This window comes from Streptomyces sp. NBC_01384 (genome assembly GCF_045040035.1).
Classification (GTDB): domain Bacteria; phylum Actinomycetota; class Actinomycetes; order Streptomycetales; family Streptomycetaceae; genus Streptomyces.
Genome location: NZ_CP109559.1, coordinates 8,680,438 through 8,699,872 on the forward strand (window position 1 = coordinate 8,680,438; position 19,435 = coordinate 8,699,872).

Genomic DNA, 19,435 nt, shown 5'->3' on the forward strand with positions numbered 1-19,435 from the left:
ACACATGGCTGAGGGCGGCGGGATCACGCAGGACGAACTGGCGGCATTCCACCGTACGGTCGGCAAGCTGCGGGCGCTGCCCGTCGACGACCCGGTGCGGCTGCGCGCCGAACAGGTCGCCGCGTCCTTCGCGCGTGACGGGCGGGTGCGCAGGCGCAAGGTGCGCAGCGCCGAACTCTCCGCCGCCGACGCTGCCGTGATGGCCGCGACCGCGACGGGAGCGCTCGACCGGCGGGAGGACGCGCCGCTGGCCCGTCCGGGGGCCGGAACCGGCGTCTTCGGGAAGCCCCGTGCCTGCTATGTCTGCAAGACGCCCTATCGACAGGTCGACTCCTTCTACCACCGGCTGTGCCCGGACTGCGCCGCCGACAACACCACCCGACGTGCGCTCACCACCGACCTGAGCGGCCGTCGAGCTCTGCTCACCGGGGGCCGCGTCAAGATCGGCTTCCAGCTGGCCCTGATGATGCTGCGCGACGGCGCCGAACTCCTGGTCACCAGCCGCTTTCCACACGACACCGTGCGTCGCTTCCGCGCCGAACCGGGCAGTGCGAAGTGGCTGGACCGGCTGACGGTGCTGGCGGTGGATCTACGCGACCCGCGCCAGGTACTCGGGATCTGCGAGCAGTTGAGGCAGGAGGGTGAGCCCCTCGACATCCTGGTCAACAACGCCGCGCAGACGGTGCGGCGGCCCGCCGAGTCGTACGCGCTGCTGGCCGGCGGGGAGCGCGCCGGGCTGCCCGAAGGTGCCCGGCAGGCGCCGGGGTTCACGCCGATGCGGGCCCTGGTGAGTGGTCCCTCGGCGCTTCCCGCGGCCTTGCGCGAGGCCGACGAGGCCGGGCTGCTGCCCGACCCCTCCCCGGAGAACTCCTGGTCGGCGCGGCTGGGCGAACTCGACCCGGCCGAGGTCCTGGAGACCCAGTTGGTCAACGCGCTCGCCCCGGCGCTGCTCTGCGACCGGCTGCTGCCCCTGCTGCTGGCCTCGCCCCACCCGCGCCGATATGTCGTCAACGTGACGGCCGTCGAGGGCCGCTTCGCCGTGCGCAACAAGATGGCGGGCCATCCGCACACCAACATGGCCAAGGCCGCCCTCAACATGCTCACGCGCACCAGCGCCACCGAACTCGCCGAGCAGGGCGTGCACATGTGCGCCGTCGACACCGGCTGGATCACCGACGAGAACCCCGCCCCCAAGAAGGAGCGGATGGCGGGCGCGGGGTTCCGCACTCCGCTCGACATCGTGGACGGGGCGGCCCGGGTGTACGACCCGATCGTGCGGGGCGAGGCGGGCGCACCCGTGTCCGGGGTGTTCCTCAAGGACTACCGGGAGGCGGAATGGTGAGCGAGCCCGAGCGGGAGCCGGACCCGGAATTCGCGGGCGTACCACCGGTCGTACCGCGGCCGTTGGCTGAACTCGCCCCGCTTCTCGACTGGTTGCGCGGCGGCCGTCCGGCGGGTGAGCGCTTGGACTTCACGGCCGGTACGGCGCTGCCCGACGGGCGGCTCGACCTGTGCAAGCAGGGCCTCGGCGCGCAGGGCGCGGCGCTGGTCGCCGAGGCCCTCTCCGAGGTGTCCGCCGTCTCGGGCAGCCCGTCTCCCGTACGGCATTTGCTGCTCGGCACCGACGGGCTCGGCGACGAGGGTGCCGCCGCGGTCACCGCGAGCGCCGAGGTCGAGACGCTGTACCTCGGCTGCAACGGGATCACCGCGGGCGGCGCCTGCCGCATCGCCGACAACCTGCGCGCCTCGCCGCGAGTCGTCACGGGCGTGTGGCTCAAGCGCAACCCGCTCGGCAGCGGGGGAGGCCAGGCAGCCGCCGAACTCATCGAGGCCGCACGGTCGTTGCGCACGCTCGACCTCGTGCAGACGGGGCTCGACGCGGCGGGCGCCCTCGTCCTCGCCGATGCCCTTCTCGCCGCGGCGGAGAACGGGCGACGTATCGAGCGCCTGTTCGTGGGCGGCAATCCGCTGAGCACGGCGGGTGCGGTGCCGCTGTCCGCGCTGATCGCCGAGGGCGCGGTCGACGAACTCTACGTATCCGCGGCGCGGTTGGGCGACGCGGGCGCGCTGCGCCTCGCCGAGGCGCTGGAGCGGGCGCCGTACGGGAGACTCGCCCGGCTCTCCGTCGCCAGCAACGGAATCGGGCCGAACGCCGCCGCCCGGCTGGTGGCGGCCGCGACCGCGGCCGGGGTCACCCTGCTCGACCTCGGGCGGGTACGGGCGGCCGCGGTGCTCGGCGCTGCCGACAACCGCGTCGACCTCACGGCGGCCACCGACATCGCGCACACCCTCGCGAGCGCCGAACACCGCCTCACCCACCTCGTCCTCACCCACACCGGCATGCGCAGTCGCGAGGCCCACCGTCTCCTCGACACTGCCCCGTGCGCCGCGACCGCGACCCGCTTCGTCCTCGGCCAGGGCATCGCGGCCAGCGTGAAGCGGCGCCTGGACGTGCTGAGCGCGCACCTTCCGATGCCGTCGGTCCCCGCCGGCGTCGCCGCCGTGCGCAGTGTCCACCGCACGGCGCCGCCCGACGGCGACGCCGACGGGTGATCAGCGCCGCATCGCCACGAATATCTCCGTCCAGAACCGCTGCTGCTGCTCCGATGCCCCCACCAGATACGTCGCCCGCAGCTTCGGCGGCAGCAGGGGCACCAGGCGGGCCACCACCGCCCGGTGCTTCTTCAGCTGGGACAGCTCCGCGTTGGCGAGGATCTGGTGGACGACGTCGCTGTCGTCGGTGCCCTCGTCGGAGTGTCGCGCCGCACGTCGCAGCCGTGCCTCCCACGCGTCCGCCTCGCGGGCGAGTTCACGCAGCCCCGTCACCGGCCGTCCGCGCAGCCGGTCGACGAGCGCCGTCAGTGATACCGGGGCGTACTCGCCGTCGCCGAGGTAGACCGTGGCCATCTCCAGCGGCAGCCCGTGCCGGTGCAGCTTGATGAGCCGCTCCAGGGTCCGCTTGGTGATCCAGGCGCGCCCGTCGTCGTCGATGTCGTGCTTCCACCACTCCAGGACGGTCTCGGCGTCCGAGCCGTACCGCGCGAGCAGCCACTCATTGGCCGGGATGTCCTCGGGCTCGACCGTCAGCGAGGCAGTGAAGCGGCTGGCCTGCGCGATGTTGTTCCGCGCCACCAGGAGTTTGCGGCCCAAGTGGTACGGCGGATTCTGTACAGCGATCTGCGCCCGCAGGTTCTCGATCCGCCGCCCGGCGAGCGACCACTCCTGGGTGATCTCCATCAGCTTGGCGAACGCGGCCTTGTCCTTGGGCCGGTTGTACTCGTCCCAGACGATCGCCTTCGGTTCGGGACCGGTGAAGTTCGCCGCGAGCAGGTTGTCCAGCGTGCCGTCCGCCGATGGGATCGGGGCACACAGGTCCTCGACATTGGTCACCGGCAGCGAGAAGTACAGCGGCTCCCGGCCCAGCCCCTCGCGCACCGTCTCCCGTACGAGCTCCGTCTTGCCGCAGCCCGGCGGGCCCTGGAGCAGCACCGTCCAGCGATTGCGCAGCGCGGCCCGCACCACCTGACGCACCGGATCGGGAAGCGTCGACGGGTTGGACACCCCCAGGTACTCGGCGATCCGGTTCAGGACCTCGGCCGTACGGTTCTGTCCGGGCTTGCCGTCCGGGCGGGCCTCGACGAGGCGCAGCCGCTCACCGTCCACCAGCGGCAGGCCCCAGCTCAGCGGGAAGCCCTCCCTGGCGTTGGCCAGGACATGGTCCAGCGTGCGCGGCGACAGCAGCGCGGGGGAGAGGGACGCCCACAGGGAGAAGACCGGAGTCAGGTCCCACTCCCGGTACTTGGCCGCGAGGTGGTGGCGCCACGAGGTGTCGTTCGCCGAGATCCGCATCGTGACCATGCGGTCGAGGAGTGCGAGGTCGCTGCGCCGGGCCGAGGTCTCGGCGAGCGACTCGTTGTCGGTGAGGAAGACGCCGACGCAGCCCAGGGCACGCAGATCGTGCTCGCCGAGCGTCCAGTTGCAGGCGATCTGCATCAGCTGCGACTGGATCGTGTCGCCGGCCTGCAGGGAGTCGTCGATGAGCAGCACGAAGGGAGTGCCGGGCTTCAACTGGCTCATGACGAGCTGGCGCAGCATGAGTTCGCCGGTGCGGGGGTCCCGTACCGGCGCGTTGACGAGCAGGTCGTCCGGGGTGAGGTTCGCCGCGGGCACGTAGACCAGCGTGGCGTCGGGGTGGGCGCGTGCCACGTGCGAGAAGAACGTCGCCGTCTTGCCGATGCCGTGCTCGCCGAAGATCTGGCCCGTCTGCCCCATGTCGATCATCGCGTCGATGAACGCCTCGAGACGGGAGGGCGCGGGTGAGGTGCGGTCGGTGTGGCTGGAGTTGGTGGCGGTGGTCATCCGTCCTGGTCCTGTGCTGAGGGGGTTTGGCGGCTAGGGGCTGTCCTTTGGATCAGGTCGCTTCAGGAAACGGCGCCTGACCGCCGCAGATGTGCGTGCCAGACCCCGCGGCCCAGGCCTGATCCAAAAGACAGGCCCTAGCGTGATCCGGTGGTCACGCGATGGCAGTCCATGGCCGGTATGTGGGTCTCGGGCCACTCGTGACCGCCCTCGGTGATCAGCCAGATCCATTTGTCGGGCTCGGCCGGTGTGATCGGCGGGGCGTAGCCGTCGGTGAGCATCACCACGGCGTCCGGACTCACCTCGCAGCGGCGGCCGTTCACCTCCGTGTGCCCCTCCACATAGTCGGCGACGGCCTGGAAGCTCGTGCCGCCCCCGCCGTAGACCCGGCCGCCCGGCTCGAAGGGCATCACCTCGGCGTCGAAGGACAACCAGTGCGCCTCGACCCCGTCGATCCGCCCGACGAGCTCGGTGAGCCAGTCGATGACCTGGTCCGGCATGGAGCCCGAGGTGTCGTACGCGATCACGAGCACCTTGTCCCGCACCGGGCCCCGCCGCGAGAGCATCGGGTCCTGGCCGAGCGCCGCGAGCAGCGCGCCCCGCTTCTTGGGGTACACCAGCCGCTCGCCGTCCCGGAGTTTCGAGCCGAGCACGTCGACCAGCCAGCGCTGCCACCAGTCGACCGTCCGTGTCCGCGCGGTCTCGCCGCGCAGCACACCGGCGCCCAGCTGCCCCCAGATCTTCGCCGCCCGCGCCGGGGCGTCCTCGGTGCGGCCCATGAGGTCCAGCAGCTCCTGCTCGGCGCACAGGTGGCCACGACGGGCCGCGAGCAGCGCGTTGAGCAGCGCGGAGGAGCCCACCTCGTCGACGGTCTCCTGGTCGGCGGGCACGTCGGACGTCAGGTGGACGCACAGCCGCCCGGCGGTGACCGGAGGCCGGCGCATCCTCTTCAGCTCGCCGTACACCGTCATGTCCGTTTCGGTGAACTCGTCGTACGTGACCGGCTCCAGCCCCTGCGCGAGCAGGTCCTTCCGGTACATCTCATGGACCCCGCGCGGATCGATGCCGGTGGGGCGGCCGTCCAGCAGGGGCAGCTCCTCCCTGCCGAGCCGCACCAGTGCCACATGGTTGATGGACACTTCGGTGGCCACCTCGAAGACCGGGTCCGCACGCAGCTCGGGGTCGGCGAACAGATGCCGCTGGACCAGATGCCGGGCCTCGTGGAACAGCACGAACTTCACGCCGTCCAGGCCGAGTCGTGCGAAGAAGTCCGGGTTGTAGAGCAGCAGGCAGGAGCCGTCGCCGGAGGCCACCACGGCCGCCGTGTCCACCGCCGTTGTCGCCAACTGGTGGTGGCACTTCGCGTACAGCCAGGAAGCCACCGCCGACTCGGTCAGCCCGAAGTCCAGCAGCGCGGCCTCCTTGAGCCGTCGCGCCTCCTCGACGACGTCCGGGTCGGCAGGCCGGAACCGCTCCAGCGCCCTGCGGTCCGCCAGATCGACGACGGGCCGCCGCCCCCGCTCTCCGTACGCCATGCCCCGCCCCCGTGTCCGATGCCGCGTGCCATCTCCCCCATTGCCTCTTTGGTACCAGGTCCCACTGACATCGGGCCAAGGCATTACGCTCGGCCTCAAGGGCGGGGCCGTAGCGCAGAGGCAGGCGCACTTGGTCTCCCAAACCAGAACACGCTGGTTCGAATCCAGCCGCCCCGGCCCCCTTCCCTTCAGGCGTTCAGGCGATGGCCCCCGCTGTCATCAGCAGTTCCGGAACCGTGCCGTGGTACGTCCCGGCCAGTTGGGCGACCACGGCCCACGCGTCCTCGCGGTCGCCCAAGTGCTTCCGTACGAGCGGCCGCAGCGCGTCCTCGGCCTCCCGGACACGGGTGGGGAACATGGTCAGGCCCATGGACAGCACGATCAGCACCCGGTTCGCGGGGCTCCATGTCGTCGCGTACCGCGCCGGACCGTCGATGACGCCCGCCTGCCGCGCCCGATGGGTGAACTTCGCGTGCGAGCCGAACTGGATGCGCAGCGCGGCCGGGCAGTCGGGGCGCACGGCCAGCGCCCAGCGCGCGTAACCGGGCAGCGCACGCTCCCGGTCCGCCGCCGCGACGGCTTCCCAGCCGGGGCGCCCGACGACCATGGACGCCGCCGTTCGGGCCGGCCCCATGGACGTGGACGCCCGCAGCGCACCGATCAGCCCGTACCTGCTGAAGTGCTGGGGCACCGGCGGCTCCGGCTCGCGGCGCAGCTCCTTCTCGACCCGTACGCTCCGGGCGCGGCCGGGACCATGGGGTACGCCACGCACAACAGCCCGGCGCATGGCGTCGTCCGCCGACTTGTGTCTCCACACGACGGCGTTCCGCTCCGGATCGTCCTCCTCCAGTGCCCACAGCAGCACGGAGGACGGCAGGGCCAGCTGTTTCCAAGCGGCGTACAGCACGGACCGGTTGTTCTCGCCTTCGTCGGCGTCGGAACCGGGCAGCCGGATTCGACGCCGCACCCGTTCGGCGTCGTCGGACCCGATCAGCCCCAGCAGGAACCCGACCGTCCGTGCCGAGGTGCTGTTGTCATGCATGGCCGCATGATGCCGCAGGCGCGCGCCGGACCGCACCGGGAAATCAGTACGCCGTACCCCGTCCAGCAGGCACAATCCCCGCATGGATCGCACCCCGCAGCGGCACGCCGAAAGTCTGCTCAACGCCCTCGATCCGCTGTCGTTCCCCCAGCGCATGAGTGAACTCGCCCTACTGGTGCGAGAGATGGTCCCGCTGCGGCCGGCGCCGGCAGAGCTCGAAACCCGCGGCCCTCGCCGCGGGAGAACTGCTCGGCACGCACGACGCCTTCGTACCGCAGGCGGCCGCGATCATGGCGTTCCACCTGGACCTGGATGCGGAACCGGGGCACCTGGAGCCGAAAAGCCTGGAAACCACAGGCACACACAGAGTTCTAGAGACGCTCACGAGGGTGACCCCGACGTCCTGCTGGAGGTGGTCAGGCGGCTGGGCGCGCACGGCGAGTGCGGCGGGTACGGCGAGGGGCTGCTCGCGGCGGCCGTCACCGGGGCGATCGGCGCCCGTACGGGCTGGGCAACGCCCTGGCGGGAACGGCTGAGAGCACTGCGCCGCCACCCGGTGGCCGACGTGCGGGACGCGGCGCTGGACCAGGTGACGGCGTACGAGTGAGGCGGCTTCGACCGGAGGTCGTCAGCCGGCGGCGCGCGCGGCCATCCGCGCCTTGCGGGCCGCGAGCTTCTCGTCGAACTTCGAGGCCTCCGCGTCCAGGCCGCCCATGAAGAAGCCGAGCTCCTCCTGGGCCTGCAGGCCCTCGGGGCCGAGACCGTCCATCTCCAGGACCTTGAGGTGGCGCAGTACGGGCTGCAGCACGTCGTCGTGGTGGATGCGCATGTTGTAGACCTCGCCGATGGCCATCTGCGCGGCGGCCCGCTCGAAGCCCGGCATGCCGTGACCGGGCATCCGGAAGTTGACGACGACGTCACGGACGGCCTGCATGGTCAGGTCGGGGGCCAGTTCGAACGCGGCCTTCAGGAGGTTGCGGTAGAAGACCATGTGCAGGTTCTCGTCGGTCGCGATGCGCGCCAGCATGCGGTCGCAGACCGGGTCGCCCGACTGGTGACCGGTGTTGCGGTGCGAGACGCGGGTCGCGAGCTCCTGGAAGGCGACGTACGCGACGGAGTGCAGCATCGAGTGGCGGTTGTCCGACTCGAAGCCCTCGCTCATGTGCGCCATGCGGAACGCCTCGAGCTTGTCGGGGTCGACGGCGCGCGAGGCGAGCAGGTAGTCGCGCATCACGATGCCGTGCCGGCCCTCCTCGGCGGTCCAGCGGTGCACCCAGGTGCCCCAGGCGCCGTCGCGGCCGAAGAGCGTGGCGATCTCGTGGTGGTAGCTCGGCAGGTTGTCCTCGGTGAGGAGGTTGACGACCAGCGCGATCCGGCCGAGCTCGGTGACCTTGGACTGCTCCTTGTCCCAGGCCTCGCCGTCCTCGAAGATGCCGGGGAAGTTACGGGCGTCGCTGAACGGCACGTACTCGTGCGGCATCCAGTCCTTGGCCACCTTGAGGTGGCGGTTGAGCTCGGTCTCGACCACTTCTTCCAGCGCGTACAGCAGCCGAGCGTCGGTCCAGGCGGCGGACGGGCTGTCAAGGTGGGGAGAAGTGATCGTCACGGGTGCTCCAGGGGGACGTGAAATTACTGAGCGAAGTGGTGGGTCAGGTACTGAGCCAGCTGTCGAGTCAGGGACGCGGCCACTGAGTCAGGCGCTGAGCCAGATACTGAGCGGGAACATAACCTACGGCATCGTAGGCTACGTATCCGTAGGTTACGAAACCGTAGGTTAAGTTTGCTGTAAAGAGTGCCTGATCAGCGGGGGTTCGCGAGGGGGAGTCGGGTGTCCCCGGCTCCGATCCGGCACTGGCCGTGACCCGCCCCCGAGACGCAGGTACCGGACGGGGCGGACATCCCGTTCACTCATTCAGACGTACAGCTCCCGAAGTCGTACCGAGAGGCATGTCACACAGCCTTCGAGTTTCTCGAACTCGCCGATGTCCACGAGAACCGGTTCGTGGCCGAGGCCCGCGAGCAGTTCCGCCGTCTTCGGGGCGCTCGCCGCCATCAGCAGCTTCCCGCCGCCCAGCAGCACTACATGCGCCCCGGACTCCTCCGGCACCGGCAGGAAACGGGGGAACAGCGACGGCGTGTCGACCAGCGGCTCGTGGCCGATCACCGTCCCGTCGGGCAGCGCGGTGACTGCGGACTTCAGATGCAGCACCTTGCTCACCGGTACGGCGACGACCCGCGCCCCGAGCGGTTCGAGCGCCGCCCGCAACTGCTGGACCCCGGCCGCGTTGGTACGCCCTCCGCGGCCCACGTACACTGTGTCGCCGACCTTCAGGACGTCGCCGCCGTCCAGGGTGCCCGGCTCCCAGATCCAGTTCACCGAGCAGCCGAGGCGGGCCACGGCCTCCTCGACCCCGGCGGTCTCGGCGCGCCGGGACTCGGCGCCGGGGCGGGAGATCAGCGCGACATTGCGGAAGACGACGACGGTGTCCTCGACGAACACCGAGTCGGGGCAGTCGTCCGCCGGATCGACCTCGACGGTCTCCCAGCCGTGCGTACGCAGGGCCTCCGCGTACGCCTCCCACTGCTCGACGGCCAGGTCGACGTCCACCTTCTCGCGCTCGATGTGCGTCACCAGTCCCTCGGCGAGACGGGGACCGGGCCTGCGGATGAGGGCTTTCTGGCTGGGCACGTGCGATCTCCGAATCGGCAGGGTGCGTCGGCGCACATCATGCAGCGCCGGTCGCGCGCACAAAAGCCCCCGGCTTGGCGTGGCGCGGTCCCTTCGGCCGGACGAGGGATGACCCTCGGCGTGGACGGTGGGCAGCCCCGCGTCGGAACGCGGGGCGGTGCCTGGGACCGACGTTAGCCAGCCGCCGGGTGCGGCGCTATGCGGGATACCCGACAGCTTCCGGCGTGGTTTCTTTGAGTTCTCCTCCTTCCAGCAGCAGCCAACGTGTGATTCCGGTCGACTCCAGGAACGGCACGTCGTGGCTGGCGACGATCAGCGCGCCCTCGTAGGACTCCAGTGCCGTGGTGAGCTGCCGGACGCTCGCCAGGTCGAGGTTGTTCGTCGGCTCGTCGAGCATCAGGAGCTGCGGCGCGGGCTCGGCCAGCATCAGCGCCGCGAGCGCCGCCCGGAAGCGTTCGCCGCCGGAGAGCGTCGCCGCCCGCTGGTCGGCCTTCGCTCCCTTGAACAGGAAGCGGGCGAGCCGCGCCCGGATCCGGTTGTTGGTGGCGTCGGGCGCGAACCGGACCACGTTCTCGGCCACGGTGAGCTCGTCGTCGAGGACATCGAGCCGCTGCGGCAGGAAACGCAGCGGCACATGGGCCCGCGCCCCGCCGGACACGGCGTCCAGCTCGCCGGCGATGGTCCGCAGCAGTGTGGTCTTGCCCGCGCCGTTGCGCCCGATCAGCGCGACCCGCTCGGGCCCGCGCAGATCGAACACGCCGTCCACGCGCGCGCCGTACCTCAGCTCCAGGCTCTCCAGGGTGAGGACGGTCCGGCCAGGAGGCACGGCCGTGTACGGCAGGTCGACCCGGATCTCGTCGTCGTCCCGTACGGCCTCCACCGCGTCGTCGAGCCGCCCCTTGGCCTCGGCGAGCTTCTCCTCGTGCATGATGCGGTGCTTGCCCGCGGACTCCTGGGCGGCCCGTTTGCGCGCACCCATGACGATCTTCGGCTCGCGTTTCTGCTCGAACATCTTCTGGCCGTACCGCTTGCGGCGGGCGAGCTTGACCTGCGCGTCGACCAGTTCGCGCTTCTGCTTCTTGAGGTCGGCCTCGGCGACGCGCACCATGCGTTCCGCCGCCTCCTGCTCGCCGGCGAGCACCTCCTCGTACGCGGAGAAGTTGCCGCCGTACCAGGTGATCTCCCCGGAGCACAGATCGGCGATCTGATCGACCAGGTCCAGGAGTTCGCGGTCGTGGCTGACCACGACCATGACCCCGGACCAGGCCTCGACGGCCGCGTACAGCCGTCGGCGCGCGTACAGGTCGAGGTTGTTGGTGGGCTCGTCCAGCAGCAGGATGTCCGGTCGGCGCAGCAGCAGCGCGGCCAGCCGCAGCAACACCGACTCGCCGCCCGAGACCTCGCCGATGGTGCGGTCCAGATCGATGTGCCCGAGCCCGAGTTCGCCGAGCGTCGAGAGCGCCCGCTCCTCGACGTCCCAGTCGTCGCCGACGACCTCGAAGTGCTCCTCGGCCACGTCGCCCGCCTCGATGGCGTGCAGAGCGGCGCGGGTGGCGGCGATGCCGAGCGCCTCGTCGACCCGCAGGGCCGTGTCGAGCGTGACGTTCTGCGGCAGACAGCCGACCTCGCCCGTGACGCGGACTGTGCCGTCGGCCGGGGTGAGTTCGCCCGCGATCAGCTTCAGCAGGGTCGACTTCCCTGATCCGTTGACGCCGACGAGGCCGGTCCTGCCGGGGCCGAAGGCGACCTGGAGGTCGTCGAAGACGGCGGTCCCGTCCGGCCAGGCGAAGGAAAGGGAGGTACAGGTGACCGGCGGACTCGACTACGCCGAGCTCAACTCCGTGATGGGCGGCAGTCGCTGAGGGCGGGGGCGCCGCTCAGCAGGTGCCCCGCATGAGCTCCGCAAGGTCGTGGTCCAGGTCCACCTGCAGATGCTCGAGTCCGACGGGCACCAGCCCGGTCGTGCGCTGCAGGAACTTCCGCAGCTCGCCCGAGCGCACATGCACCACGGCGGTGCCCTCGGGGGCGTGGAACTCCAGAACGGTGCGGTCGTAGCCGTACGGCCGCACCCGTACGTCGCCGTACCCCACCGGCCCCTGCATGCCGGACACGAGCAGCTCGCGCGCGAACGTCCAGCAGACCTCCACGCCCTCCAGGGTGGCCGGGGCGGGGAAGGTCATACGGACGGCGAAGGGATCGTGCCGGTCGTAGTGGAGCGTTGCGGGAATGCTCGGCATCCGCGGCGCGGCGGCGACGAGACGGGCCTCTACGGGCTGCTCGATGACGGTGGACAACGCCTTGCTCCCTTGTGACGGCTGGACGAACTCCGGGCGGATGAGGCCGGGCAATGTAAGAGACGAAAGAATGAGCCATTGAGTGCACCTGAAACCCGAGTGACCTCTGTCACCGAGTCCACTCACCGTGGTGACCCATAGTGATCCGTTTCTCGTTCCCTCATGCCCGCGATACCGGAGAGGACACCAACCACGGCCTTCGGGTTCCCGCCGAGGGCATCTGGACGGCGCCGGAGGAGTCGGCTAGCTTCGCCCGCCATGAGGGGCTTGGGGAAGTCGAGACGTATGAGCCGGGCGGTCACCGTGGGACTGTGCGCGGCAGCGTTCGCCGCCGCACTCACGGCGGCGCCCGCGCAGGCGCACGAGGCGGGGAAGGCGGCCCACTGGGCGCTCAAGGACAGCGGCACCGACGTACGGCTGCGCGGACTGTCGGCCGTCAGCCGGGACACCGCCTGGGTGGCCGGTGCCAAGGGCACCGTGCTGCGCACCACCGACGGCGGCGCGAGCTGGCACAACGTCTCGCCGCCCGGCGCCGCCGACCTGGAGTTCCGCGACATCGAGGCGTTCGACGCGCGGCGCGCCGTGGTGCTGGCCATCGGTGAGGGCGAGGCTTCCCGGGTCTTCAGGACCGATGACGGCGGCGCGAGCTGGACCGAGTCCTTCCGTAACACCGACGCGAAGGCCTTCTACGACTGCCTGACCTTCTTCGACCGGCGCCACGGCCTCGCGATGAGCGACCCCGTCGACGGCAAGTTCCGCATCCTGTCCACCAGCGACGGCGGACGGTCCTGGAAGGTGCTGCCCAGCGACGGCATGCCCGCCGCGCAGGACGGCGAGGCGGGCTTCGCCGCCAGCGGGCAGTGCCTGGTGAGCGCGGGATCGCACGATGTGTGGCTGGCCACCGGCGGGGGTGCACACGCGCGCGTACTGCACTCCACCGACCGGGGACTGACCTGGAAGGCGGCCGACACGCCGATCCCGGCGGGCGACCCGGCGCGCGGCGTCTTCGCCCTCGCCTTCCGCGACCGCGCCCATGGCCTCGCGGTCGGCGGCGACTACCGCGCCGACCAGGCGTCACCCCAGGCGGCCGCCCTGACACCCGACGGCGGCCGCACCTGGGCCCCCGCCGCCCAGCCGCCGCCCGCCTACCGCTCCGGTGTCGCCTGGCTCCCGCACAGCCGCACCTCCGCCCTCGCGGTCGGCCCGACCGGCACCGACCTCACGACCGACGGCGGCCGCACCTGGCACACCCTGGACACCGGCTCGTACGACACCGTGGACTGCACCCCCGACCTGGGCTGCTGGGCGGCCGGCGAGAAGGGGCGGGTGGCCCGTCTGGAACGCTGATCGCCGCGTGCCCCGTGGTTCCAGCCCCGAGCGCGAACGCCGGTACGAGCACATCAAGGAGAGCGCACTCGACCGGGGAGAGAGCGGGGAACGCGCCGAGGAGATCGCCGCGCGCACCGTCGACAAGGAGCGTGCCCGGTCCGGCGAGTCGAAGACCGCGAGCGGCACGTCCACGGAGGACATCTCCTCCGGCAGGAACAAGGAGGAGCTGAGGCGCGCACTCGGCGGCGAGTGACGGGCCTTGGATCCCTGGCGGGGACTTGGGTGTTGCGGGGCTTCGCAAGGCCTTGGGCCCCGGGTCGGGCTTTAGGCTCGTCACACGATGAACACCGTACCGATGCCCGCGGGTTGGCCCGCGACCGAGGAGCAGGCCCGCGCTGTGCAGGACGAGCTGCGGGGGCGCGTGGTGCTCGACGAGCCCGGGCCGCCGCCCGGCACCGGCAGGGTGACGGGCGTCGACGTGGCGTACGACGACGAGCGGGATGTCGTGGTGGCCGCGGCCGTCGTGCTCGACGCGGCCACCCTCGACGTCGTCGCCGAGGCCACCGCCGTCGGACAGGTCTCCTTCCCGTACGTTCCCGGGCTGCTCGCCTTCCGCGAGATCCCGACCGTGCTGGCCGCGCTCGACGCGCTGCCATGTGCGCCGGGCCTCGTCGTCTGCGACGGCTACGGGCTCGCCCACCCCCGCCGATTCGGCCTCGCCAGCCACCTCGGCGTGCTCACCGGGCTCCCCACGATCGGGGTGGCCAAGAACCCCTTCACCTTCTCGTACGAGGAGCCCGGCGCCCGGCGCGGCAGCGCGTCCCCGCTGCTCGCGGAGACGAGCTCGGGCCTGGAGGAGGTCGGCCGCGCACTGCGCACCCAGGACGGCGTCAAACCGGTGTTCGTCTCGGTCGGTCACCGGATGAGCCTCGACAACGCCTGCGCGCACACCCTCGCGCTCGCCCCGAAGTACCGCCTCCCGGAGACCACCCGACGCGCGGACTCGCTGTGCAGACGGGCCCTCCAGGAGGCGATTGCCTCGACAACCGCCCCAGGAGTTCCACCCGTCGACTGAGTACGTGCTCTGAGTACCTGTACGGATGTGCGGGCGCGGTCATGATCGGCAGGCTGTGCCGCATGACGACGCACCGTTCTCCGAAGCCCGCCGCCGGCGCCACCCAGCCCGTCGAGCGCACCGTGATGGCCGCACTGGTCCTCTCCGTCCTCGCCGGACTCGGCTGGATCGGCGGGATGATCTACACGGTGCTGGGATGGCCGCTCTAGGGGGCCTTCCGGGCGCTATCACAGCGACGCGGCCACCCGGAAAGTGATCCCCGCCCCGCGGAGCCGGTCGATGAGCGCGTCGCCCATCGCCACCGCCGTCGTGACCTGTCCGGCCGTTTGGGGCAGGTCGTCGAAGGCGAGGGACAGCGCGGACTCGGCGAACATCTTGGCGGTCTCGTCATAGCCGGGGTCACCGCCCGCGACCTCCGTGAACACGCGCCGCCCGCCGCCCTCACCCACGAACCGCACCGAGAACCAGCTCTTCGCCCGCCGCGAGGCACTCGGCCCCTCGCCCGGCTTGACCCGGTCGGACAGCCAGCGTCGCGCGGGCGGCACCTGCGCCGCTGCGAACACCGCGCCGACGGCTGTGACCCCGCCCACCGCGACCGGCAGCCGCTCGACGGCCGCGTAGTGGCGGTAGCGGAAGTCGGGCCCGTACCGCTCCAGGGCCCGCGCCGAGCGCTGCACGATCTGCGCGTCGATCGTGGGCAGCGGCAGCGCCCACGCCCCGACCTCCTTGGCGAACCGTGGCGCGCTCAGTGGCGCGTACGCCCGACGCCCCACCAGCCGCGGTTCGTGCCGCCCACGGTCCCGCGCCGCGGCCAGGATGTGCCGCCCGCGCGCGAACTGGGTGAGCGCGGAGGCGAACGTGCCGCCCGAGAACATCGCCTGGGCGCGGACGAATCCGTCGACCCTCACCGGTACGCCCTCGGGAAGCTGCCGCACCGTGAAGTACGCGCCCAGGTCGTGCGGGACCGAGTCGAAACCGCAGGCGTGCACGAGCCGCGCCCCGGTCTCCCGCGCGCGTGCGTCGTGCCGGACGTACATCAGGTCCACGAACTCGGGCTCACCGGTGAGGTCCAGATAGTCGGTGCCCGCGTCGGCGCAGGCGGCGACCAGCTCCTCGCCGTGAAGTATGTACGGCCCGACCGTCGTCGCCACCACGCGCGCGCGGCGGGCCAGTTCGCGCAGTGACGCCGGATCGGAGACATCCGCCCGGAGCACGTCGGGGGCACCGGCCAGCCGCTCCCGCAGCCGCTCCAGCTTCTCCTCGCTGCGCCCCGCGATCGCCCAGCGCAGCCCCTCGGGTGCGTGCGCGGCCAGATACTCCGCGGTGAGGGCCCCGACGAACCCCGTGGCTCCGAAGAGCACGATGTCGTACGTGCGAGACGTCCCGTTCAGCCTGCTCATGACACCCCTTTGCTGTGCGCGAAGCGCCGTTGTCGGTGGCTGAGGCTAGCGTGAGGTACGAGCAGCCGAACGATGAGGTCGACGAAGAGGTCGGAGGTGGCCGTGGCCCAGCCGAGAAACGCCCTGACCTCACCCGGCGCCCAGTGGATAGCTATCGCGCGATCGCGCCGAAAAAGCTGATCGTGGAGCTGGGCGCCCACCGAAACACCCTGATCCGTCACCTTTGGTCATGGTCTGCCACCCGAGGTTTTAACTAAGCGCTTGCTCGTCAGGGGCTTGCCCGGCGTGGAACACGTTCTTAACATCTCTGATGTCACATCAGTAGTGTCACAGTGCTGGGGGCTCGATGGCAGTGGCAGGGACGCCGGCGCACGGCCCGCTCGCCGGGGTGCGCGTGGTCGAGCTGGCGGGCATCGGGCCCGGCCCGTTCGCCGCCATGCTCCTCGCCGACCTCGGCGCGGACGTCGTCCGCGTGGACCGGCCCGGCGGCACGGGGCTCGCCGTCAACCCGGAGTACGACATCACCAACCGCAACAAGCGGTCGGTCGTGATCGACCTGAAGGCCGAGGACGGCCCCGCCCGCGTCCTCGACCTGGTCGAACGCGCGGACATCCTCGTGGAGGGCTACCGCCCCGGCGTCGCCGAGCGACTCGGCGTCGGCCCCGAGACCTGCCAGGCCCGCAACCCCCGGCTCGTCTACGGCCGGATGACCGGCTGGGGCCAGGAGGGCCCGCTCGCCCCGCGTGCCGGGCACGACATCGCGTACATCGCCCTCACCGGCACCCTCGGCATGATCGGCAGGCCGGACGAGCCGCCCACGGTCCCCGCTAACCTCGTCGGCGACTACGCGGGCGGCTCGCTCTACCTCGTCGTCGGCGTCCTCGCCGCGCTCCACCACGCACGCGCCACCGGCGCCGGGCAGGTCGTGGACGCCGCGATCGTCGACGGGGCCGCGCACCTCGCCTCGATGATCCACGGCATGGTCGCGGCCGGCGGCTGGCAGGACCGGCGCGGCGCCAACCTCCTGGACGGCGGTTGTCCGTACTACGGGACGTACGAGACGGCCGACGGCAAGTACATGGCCGTGGGCGCCCTGGAGCAGCAGTTCTACGCCGAGTTCGTGGCACTGCTCGGCATCGAGGAGCACGCCGACGCCCGCAAGGACCTGGCCCGCTGGGGCGAGCTGCGCAAGGCGATCGCCGCCCGCTTCAAGACCCGCACCAGGGACGAGTGGACCGCGGTCTTCGAGGGCTCCGACGCCTGCGTGGCCCCCGTCCTGTCGCTGCGCGAGGCCCCGGCCCACCCCCATCTCGCCGCCCGCGGCACCTTCACCGACCACGGCGGCATCACCCAGCCCGCCCCCGCACCCCGCTTCTCCCTGACCCGCACCTCTGTCCGCACCGGCCCCGCCCAGCCGGGCGCGGACACCGCGGACGTGGCCCGCGACTGGGACGTACCCCAGCTGATGCGGCACGACCTCATGAAGGACAACCTGATGAAGGACGGCGACTGATGGAGCTCTCCCTCCCGCTCGACTACGCGGGCGATCCCCGGCAGGCGGCCGAGGAGGTCGCCGCCCTGGAGGCCGCGGGCCTGGACGCCGTCTGGGTCGCGGAGGCCTACGGCTTCGACGCGCCGACGATCATGGGCTATCTGGCCGCCCGGACCGAGCGCATGAAGATCGGCTCCGGGATCCTCAACGTCTACTCGCGCACCCCCGCGCTCCTCGCGCAGACCGCCGCCGGGCTCGACGCGATCTCCGGCGGTCGCGCCATCCTCGGCCTCGGCGCCTCGGGCCCGCAGGTCGTCGAGGGCTGGCACGGCAAGGCGTACGACAAGCCGCTGGGCCGCACCCGCGAGGCCATCGAGCTGACCCGCCGCATCCTGCGCCGCGAGGTCATCGACCACCACGGCATCACCGACATGCCCCGCCCCGGCGGCCTGGGCAAGCCCCTGAAGCTCCTCACCAAGCCGGTGCGCCCCGACGTCCCGCTGTACGTGGCCTCGCTGGGCCCCGCCAACGTGCGGATGACCGCCGAACTCGCCGACGGCTGGCTGCCCACCCTCTTCATCCCGGAGAAGGCACACGAGGTGTGGGGAACTTCCCTCGCGGAGGGCGCCGCGCTCCGGGACCCGGCGCTCGGCCCCCTGCGGACCGTCGCGGGCGGCCTGCTTGCCATCGGCGAGGACGCGGCGGCCGTACGCGAGCTCGCGCGACCCAAAATCGCCCTCTACGTAGGCGGCATGGGCGCGCCCGGCAAGAACTTCTACAACGACCTCGCGGTGGCGTACGGCTACGAGAAGGAGGCCCGGCTCATCCAGGAGCTGTATCTCTCGGGGAAGAAGAAGGAGGCCGAGGCCGCCGTTCCGGACGAGTTCTGCGAGCTCATGACGCTCTGCGGCCCGGAGAGCTATGTGCGTGAGCGTGTCGAGGCCTTCCGGGAGGCCGGGGTCGACATGCTCAACGTCACCCCGGTCGGGCCGGAGCCGGCCCGGCTGGTCGAGACCGTCAAGAACTGGCTCTAGGAGGACGTTCGCGTATGAAGCGGCAGATTTTCGGCGCCGAGCACGACGCGTTCCGCGAGACCGTGCGCACCTTCCTCGCCAAGGAGGTGGTGCCCTTCTACGAGCAATGGGAGAAGGACGGCATCGTCTCGCGCGAGGCCTGGCGGGCGGCCGGGAAGCAGGGGCTGCTCGGCCTCGCCGTACCGGAGGAGTACGGGGGCGGTGGCAACGCCGACTTCCGCTACAGCGCCGTACTCGCCGAGGAGTTCACGCGCGCGGGAGCCGCCGGGCTCGCCCTCGGGCTGCACAACGACATCATCGGGCCGTATCTGACGGACCTGGCCACCGAGGAGCAGAAGCGGCGCTGGCTGCCCGGCTTCTGCGACGGCTCGCTGATCACGGCGATCGCCATGACCGAACCCGGCACCGGATCCGACCTCCAGGGCATCAAGACGCACGCCGAGGACCAGGGTGACCACTGGCTGCTCAACGGCTCCAAGACCTTCATCTCGAACGGCATCCTCGCCGACCTCGTGATCGTCGTCGCGAAGACGACCCCCGAGGGCGGCGCTCACGGTCTGTCTCTGCTCGTTGTCGAGCGCGGCATGCCAGGCTTCGAGCGTGGCCGCAACCTCGACAAGATCGGCCAGAAGTCCCAGGACACCGCCGAGCTGTTCTTCCACGACGTACGTGTCCCCAAGGAGAACCTGCTGGGCGAGCTCAACGGCGCCTTCGTGCACCTGATGACGAACCTCGCGCAGGAGCGCATGAACATCGCCGTCGCCGGGATCGCCGCCGCCGAGTACCTGCTGGAGATCACCACCCAGTACGTCAAGGAACGCGAGGCCTTCGGACGGCCGCTGTCCAAGCTTCAGCACATCCGCTTCGAGATAGCCGAGATGGCGACCGAGTGCGCCGTCACCCGTACGTTCCTCGACCGCTGCATCGTCGACCACGCGAACGGGGAACTCGACGCCGTGCACGCCTCGATGGCCAAGTGGTGGGCCACCGAACTGCAGAAGCGCGTCGCGGACCGCTGCCTCCAGCTGCACGGCGGCTACGGCTATATGACGGAATACCGCGTCGCCAGGGCCTTCACCGACGGCCGCATCCAGACCATCTACGGCGGGACCACAGAGATCATGAAGGAGATCATCGGCCGCTCCCTGCTCGGCTGATCCTCCGCACCCTCCCCGAAAGGCTTATC

The 19,435-nt window shown here is 71.1% G+C and carries 16 protein-coding genes, 1 tRNA gene and 2 pseudogenes; 11 read left to right on the forward strand and 8 right to left on the reverse strand.

Features of this window, described 5'->3' with window-relative positions:
* Nucleotides 1-4: 4 nt before the first annotated feature.
* Nucleotides 5-1,342, forward strand: a complete 1,338-nt coding sequence (locus tag OG747_RS39890) for an SDR family NAD(P)-dependent oxidoreductase (protein ID WP_405884214.1) — start codon at nt 5-7, stop codon at nt 1,340-1,342.
* Nucleotides 1,336-2,553: a ribonuclease inhibitor gene (locus OG747_RS39895; protein ID WP_405884216.1), complete on the forward strand. Its 1,218-nt coding sequence runs from the start codon at nt 1,336-1,338 to the stop codon at nt 2,551-2,553. Before OG747_RS39890 ends, OG747_RS39895 begins: the two co-directional genes overlap by 7 nt.
* On the opposite strand, the gene OG747_RS39900 is transcribed toward OG747_RS39895, so the two are convergent.
* A complete protein-coding gene (locus OG747_RS39900; RefSeq protein WP_405884217.1) occupies nt 2,554-4,359 on the reverse strand; it encodes an AAA family ATPase in 1,806 nt (601 codons plus the stop codon).
* 137 nt (nt 4,360-4,496) lie between these two features.
* Nucleotides 4,497-5,894, reverse strand: a complete 1,398-nt coding sequence (locus OG747_RS39905; protein ID WP_405884218.1) for a DUF2201 family putative metallopeptidase — start codon at nt 5,892-5,894, stop codon at nt 4,497-4,499.
* 102 nt (nt 5,895-5,996) lie between these two features.
* On the opposite strand from OG747_RS39905, the gene OG747_RS39910 reads away from it, so the two are divergent.
* Nucleotides 5,997-6,071: transfer RNA gene (locus tag OG747_RS39910), tRNA-Gly, on the forward strand.
* Between the two features lie 19 nt (nt 6,072-6,090).
* Here the strand turns inward: OG747_RS39910 and OG747_RS39915 are convergent.
* Nucleotides 6,091-6,936, reverse strand: coding sequence for a hypothetical protein (locus OG747_RS39915; protein ID WP_405884219.1), 846 nt, complete (start codon nt 6,934-6,936; stop codon nt 6,091-6,093).
* A 412-nt stretch (nt 6,937-7,348) separates the two neighbouring features.
* Here OG747_RS39915 and OG747_RS39920 point away from each other — a divergent pair, with 412 nt between their 5' ends.
* Nucleotides 7,349-7,543: a hypothetical protein gene (locus OG747_RS39920; protein WP_405884220.1), complete on the forward strand. Its 195-nt coding sequence runs from the start codon at nt 7,349-7,351 to the stop codon at nt 7,541-7,543.
* A gap of 21 nt (nt 7,544-7,564) precedes the next feature.
* Here the strand turns inward: OG747_RS39920 and OG747_RS39925 are convergent, their stop codons facing one another.
* The 4 genes and pseudogenes from OG747_RS39925 to OG747_RS39940 all read right to left on the reverse strand — a co-directional run bounded on the left by OG747_RS39925 (nt 7,565) and on the right by OG747_RS39940 (nt 11,919).
* Nucleotides 7,565-8,542, reverse strand: coding sequence for an acyl-ACP desaturase (locus OG747_RS39925; protein ID WP_405884221.1), 978 nt, complete (start codon nt 8,540-8,542; stop codon nt 7,565-7,567).
* A gap of 306 nt (nt 8,543-8,848) precedes the next feature.
* Complete coding sequence (gene ddaH / locus OG747_RS39930) at nt 8,849-9,625, reverse strand: dimethylargininase (protein WP_405884222.1); 777 nt, start codon at nt 9,623-9,625, stop codon at nt 8,849-8,851.
* Nucleotides 9,626-9,821: 196 nt separating this feature from the next.
* Nucleotides 9,822-11,435: pseudogene (locus OG747_RS39935) on the reverse strand (ABC-F family ATP-binding cassette domain-containing protein); the annotation flags it as partial.
* Nucleotides 11,436-11,502: 67 nt separating this feature from the next.
* Nucleotides 11,503-11,919 carry an SsgA family sporulation/cell division regulator gene (locus tag OG747_RS39940; RefSeq protein ID WP_405884223.1) on the reverse strand — a complete coding sequence of 139 codons (417 nt, stop codon included), beginning with the start codon at nt 11,917-11,919 and terminating at the stop codon, nt 11,503-11,505.
* A gap of 285 nt (nt 11,920-12,204) precedes the next feature.
* Between OG747_RS39940 and OG747_RS39945 the strand changes: the two genes are divergently transcribed.
* The 4 genes and pseudogenes from OG747_RS39945 (at nt 12,205) to mmpA (ending at nt 14,532) form a co-directional block, all read left to right on the forward strand.
* Nucleotides 12,205-13,266, forward strand: a complete 1,062-nt coding sequence (locus OG747_RS39945; protein ID WP_405884224.1) for a WD40/YVTN/BNR-like repeat-containing protein — start codon at nt 12,205-12,207, stop codon at nt 13,264-13,266.
* Nucleotides 13,267-13,273: 7 nt separating this feature from the next.
* Nucleotides 13,274-13,462: pseudogene (locus tag OG747_RS39950) on the forward strand (plasmid stabilization protein); the annotation flags it as partial.
* Nucleotides 13,463-13,588: 126 nt separating this feature from the next.
* Entirely contained in the window at nt 13,589-14,323 is a 735-nt protein-coding gene (locus tag OG747_RS39955; RefSeq protein ID WP_405884225.1) for an endonuclease V, read from the forward strand.
* 62 nt (nt 14,324-14,385) lie between these two features.
* Nucleotides 14,386-14,532, forward strand: a complete 147-nt coding sequence (mmpA, locus tag OG747_RS39960; protein WP_405884226.1) for a morphogenic membrane protein MmpA — start codon at nt 14,386-14,388, stop codon at nt 14,530-14,532.
* Between the two features lie 18 nt (nt 14,533-14,550).
* Here the strand turns inward: mmpA and OG747_RS39965 are convergent, their stop codons facing one another.
* On the reverse strand, nt 14,551-15,723 hold the full coding sequence (locus OG747_RS39965; protein WP_405884227.1) for a saccharopine dehydrogenase family protein: 1,173 nt from the start codon (nt 15,721-15,723) through the stop codon (nt 14,551-14,553).
* Between the two features lie 346 nt (nt 15,724-16,069).
* Between OG747_RS39965 and OG747_RS39970 the strand changes: the two genes are divergently transcribed.
* The 3 genes from OG747_RS39970 to OG747_RS39980 are packed head-to-tail and all read left to right on the forward strand — an operon-like array spanning nt 16,070 to nt 19,406.
* Nucleotides 16,070-17,236, forward strand: coding sequence for a CaiB/BaiF CoA transferase family protein (locus OG747_RS39970; protein ID WP_405884228.1), 1,167 nt, complete (start codon nt 16,070-16,072; stop codon nt 17,234-17,236).
* The gene (locus OG747_RS39975; protein ID WP_405884229.1) at nt 17,236-18,249 is read left to right on the forward strand and encodes an LLM class F420-dependent oxidoreductase; all 1,014 of its coding nucleotides are present in this window, start codon (nt 17,236-17,238) and stop codon (nt 18,247-18,249) included. Before OG747_RS39970 ends, OG747_RS39975 begins: the two co-directional genes overlap by 1 nt.
* A 14-nt stretch (nt 18,250-18,263) precedes the next feature.
* Nucleotides 18,264-19,406, forward strand: a complete 1,143-nt coding sequence (locus OG747_RS39980; RefSeq protein ID WP_405884230.1) for an acyl-CoA dehydrogenase family protein — start codon at nt 18,264-18,266, stop codon at nt 19,404-19,406.
* Nucleotides 19,407-19,435: the final 29 nt, after the last annotated feature.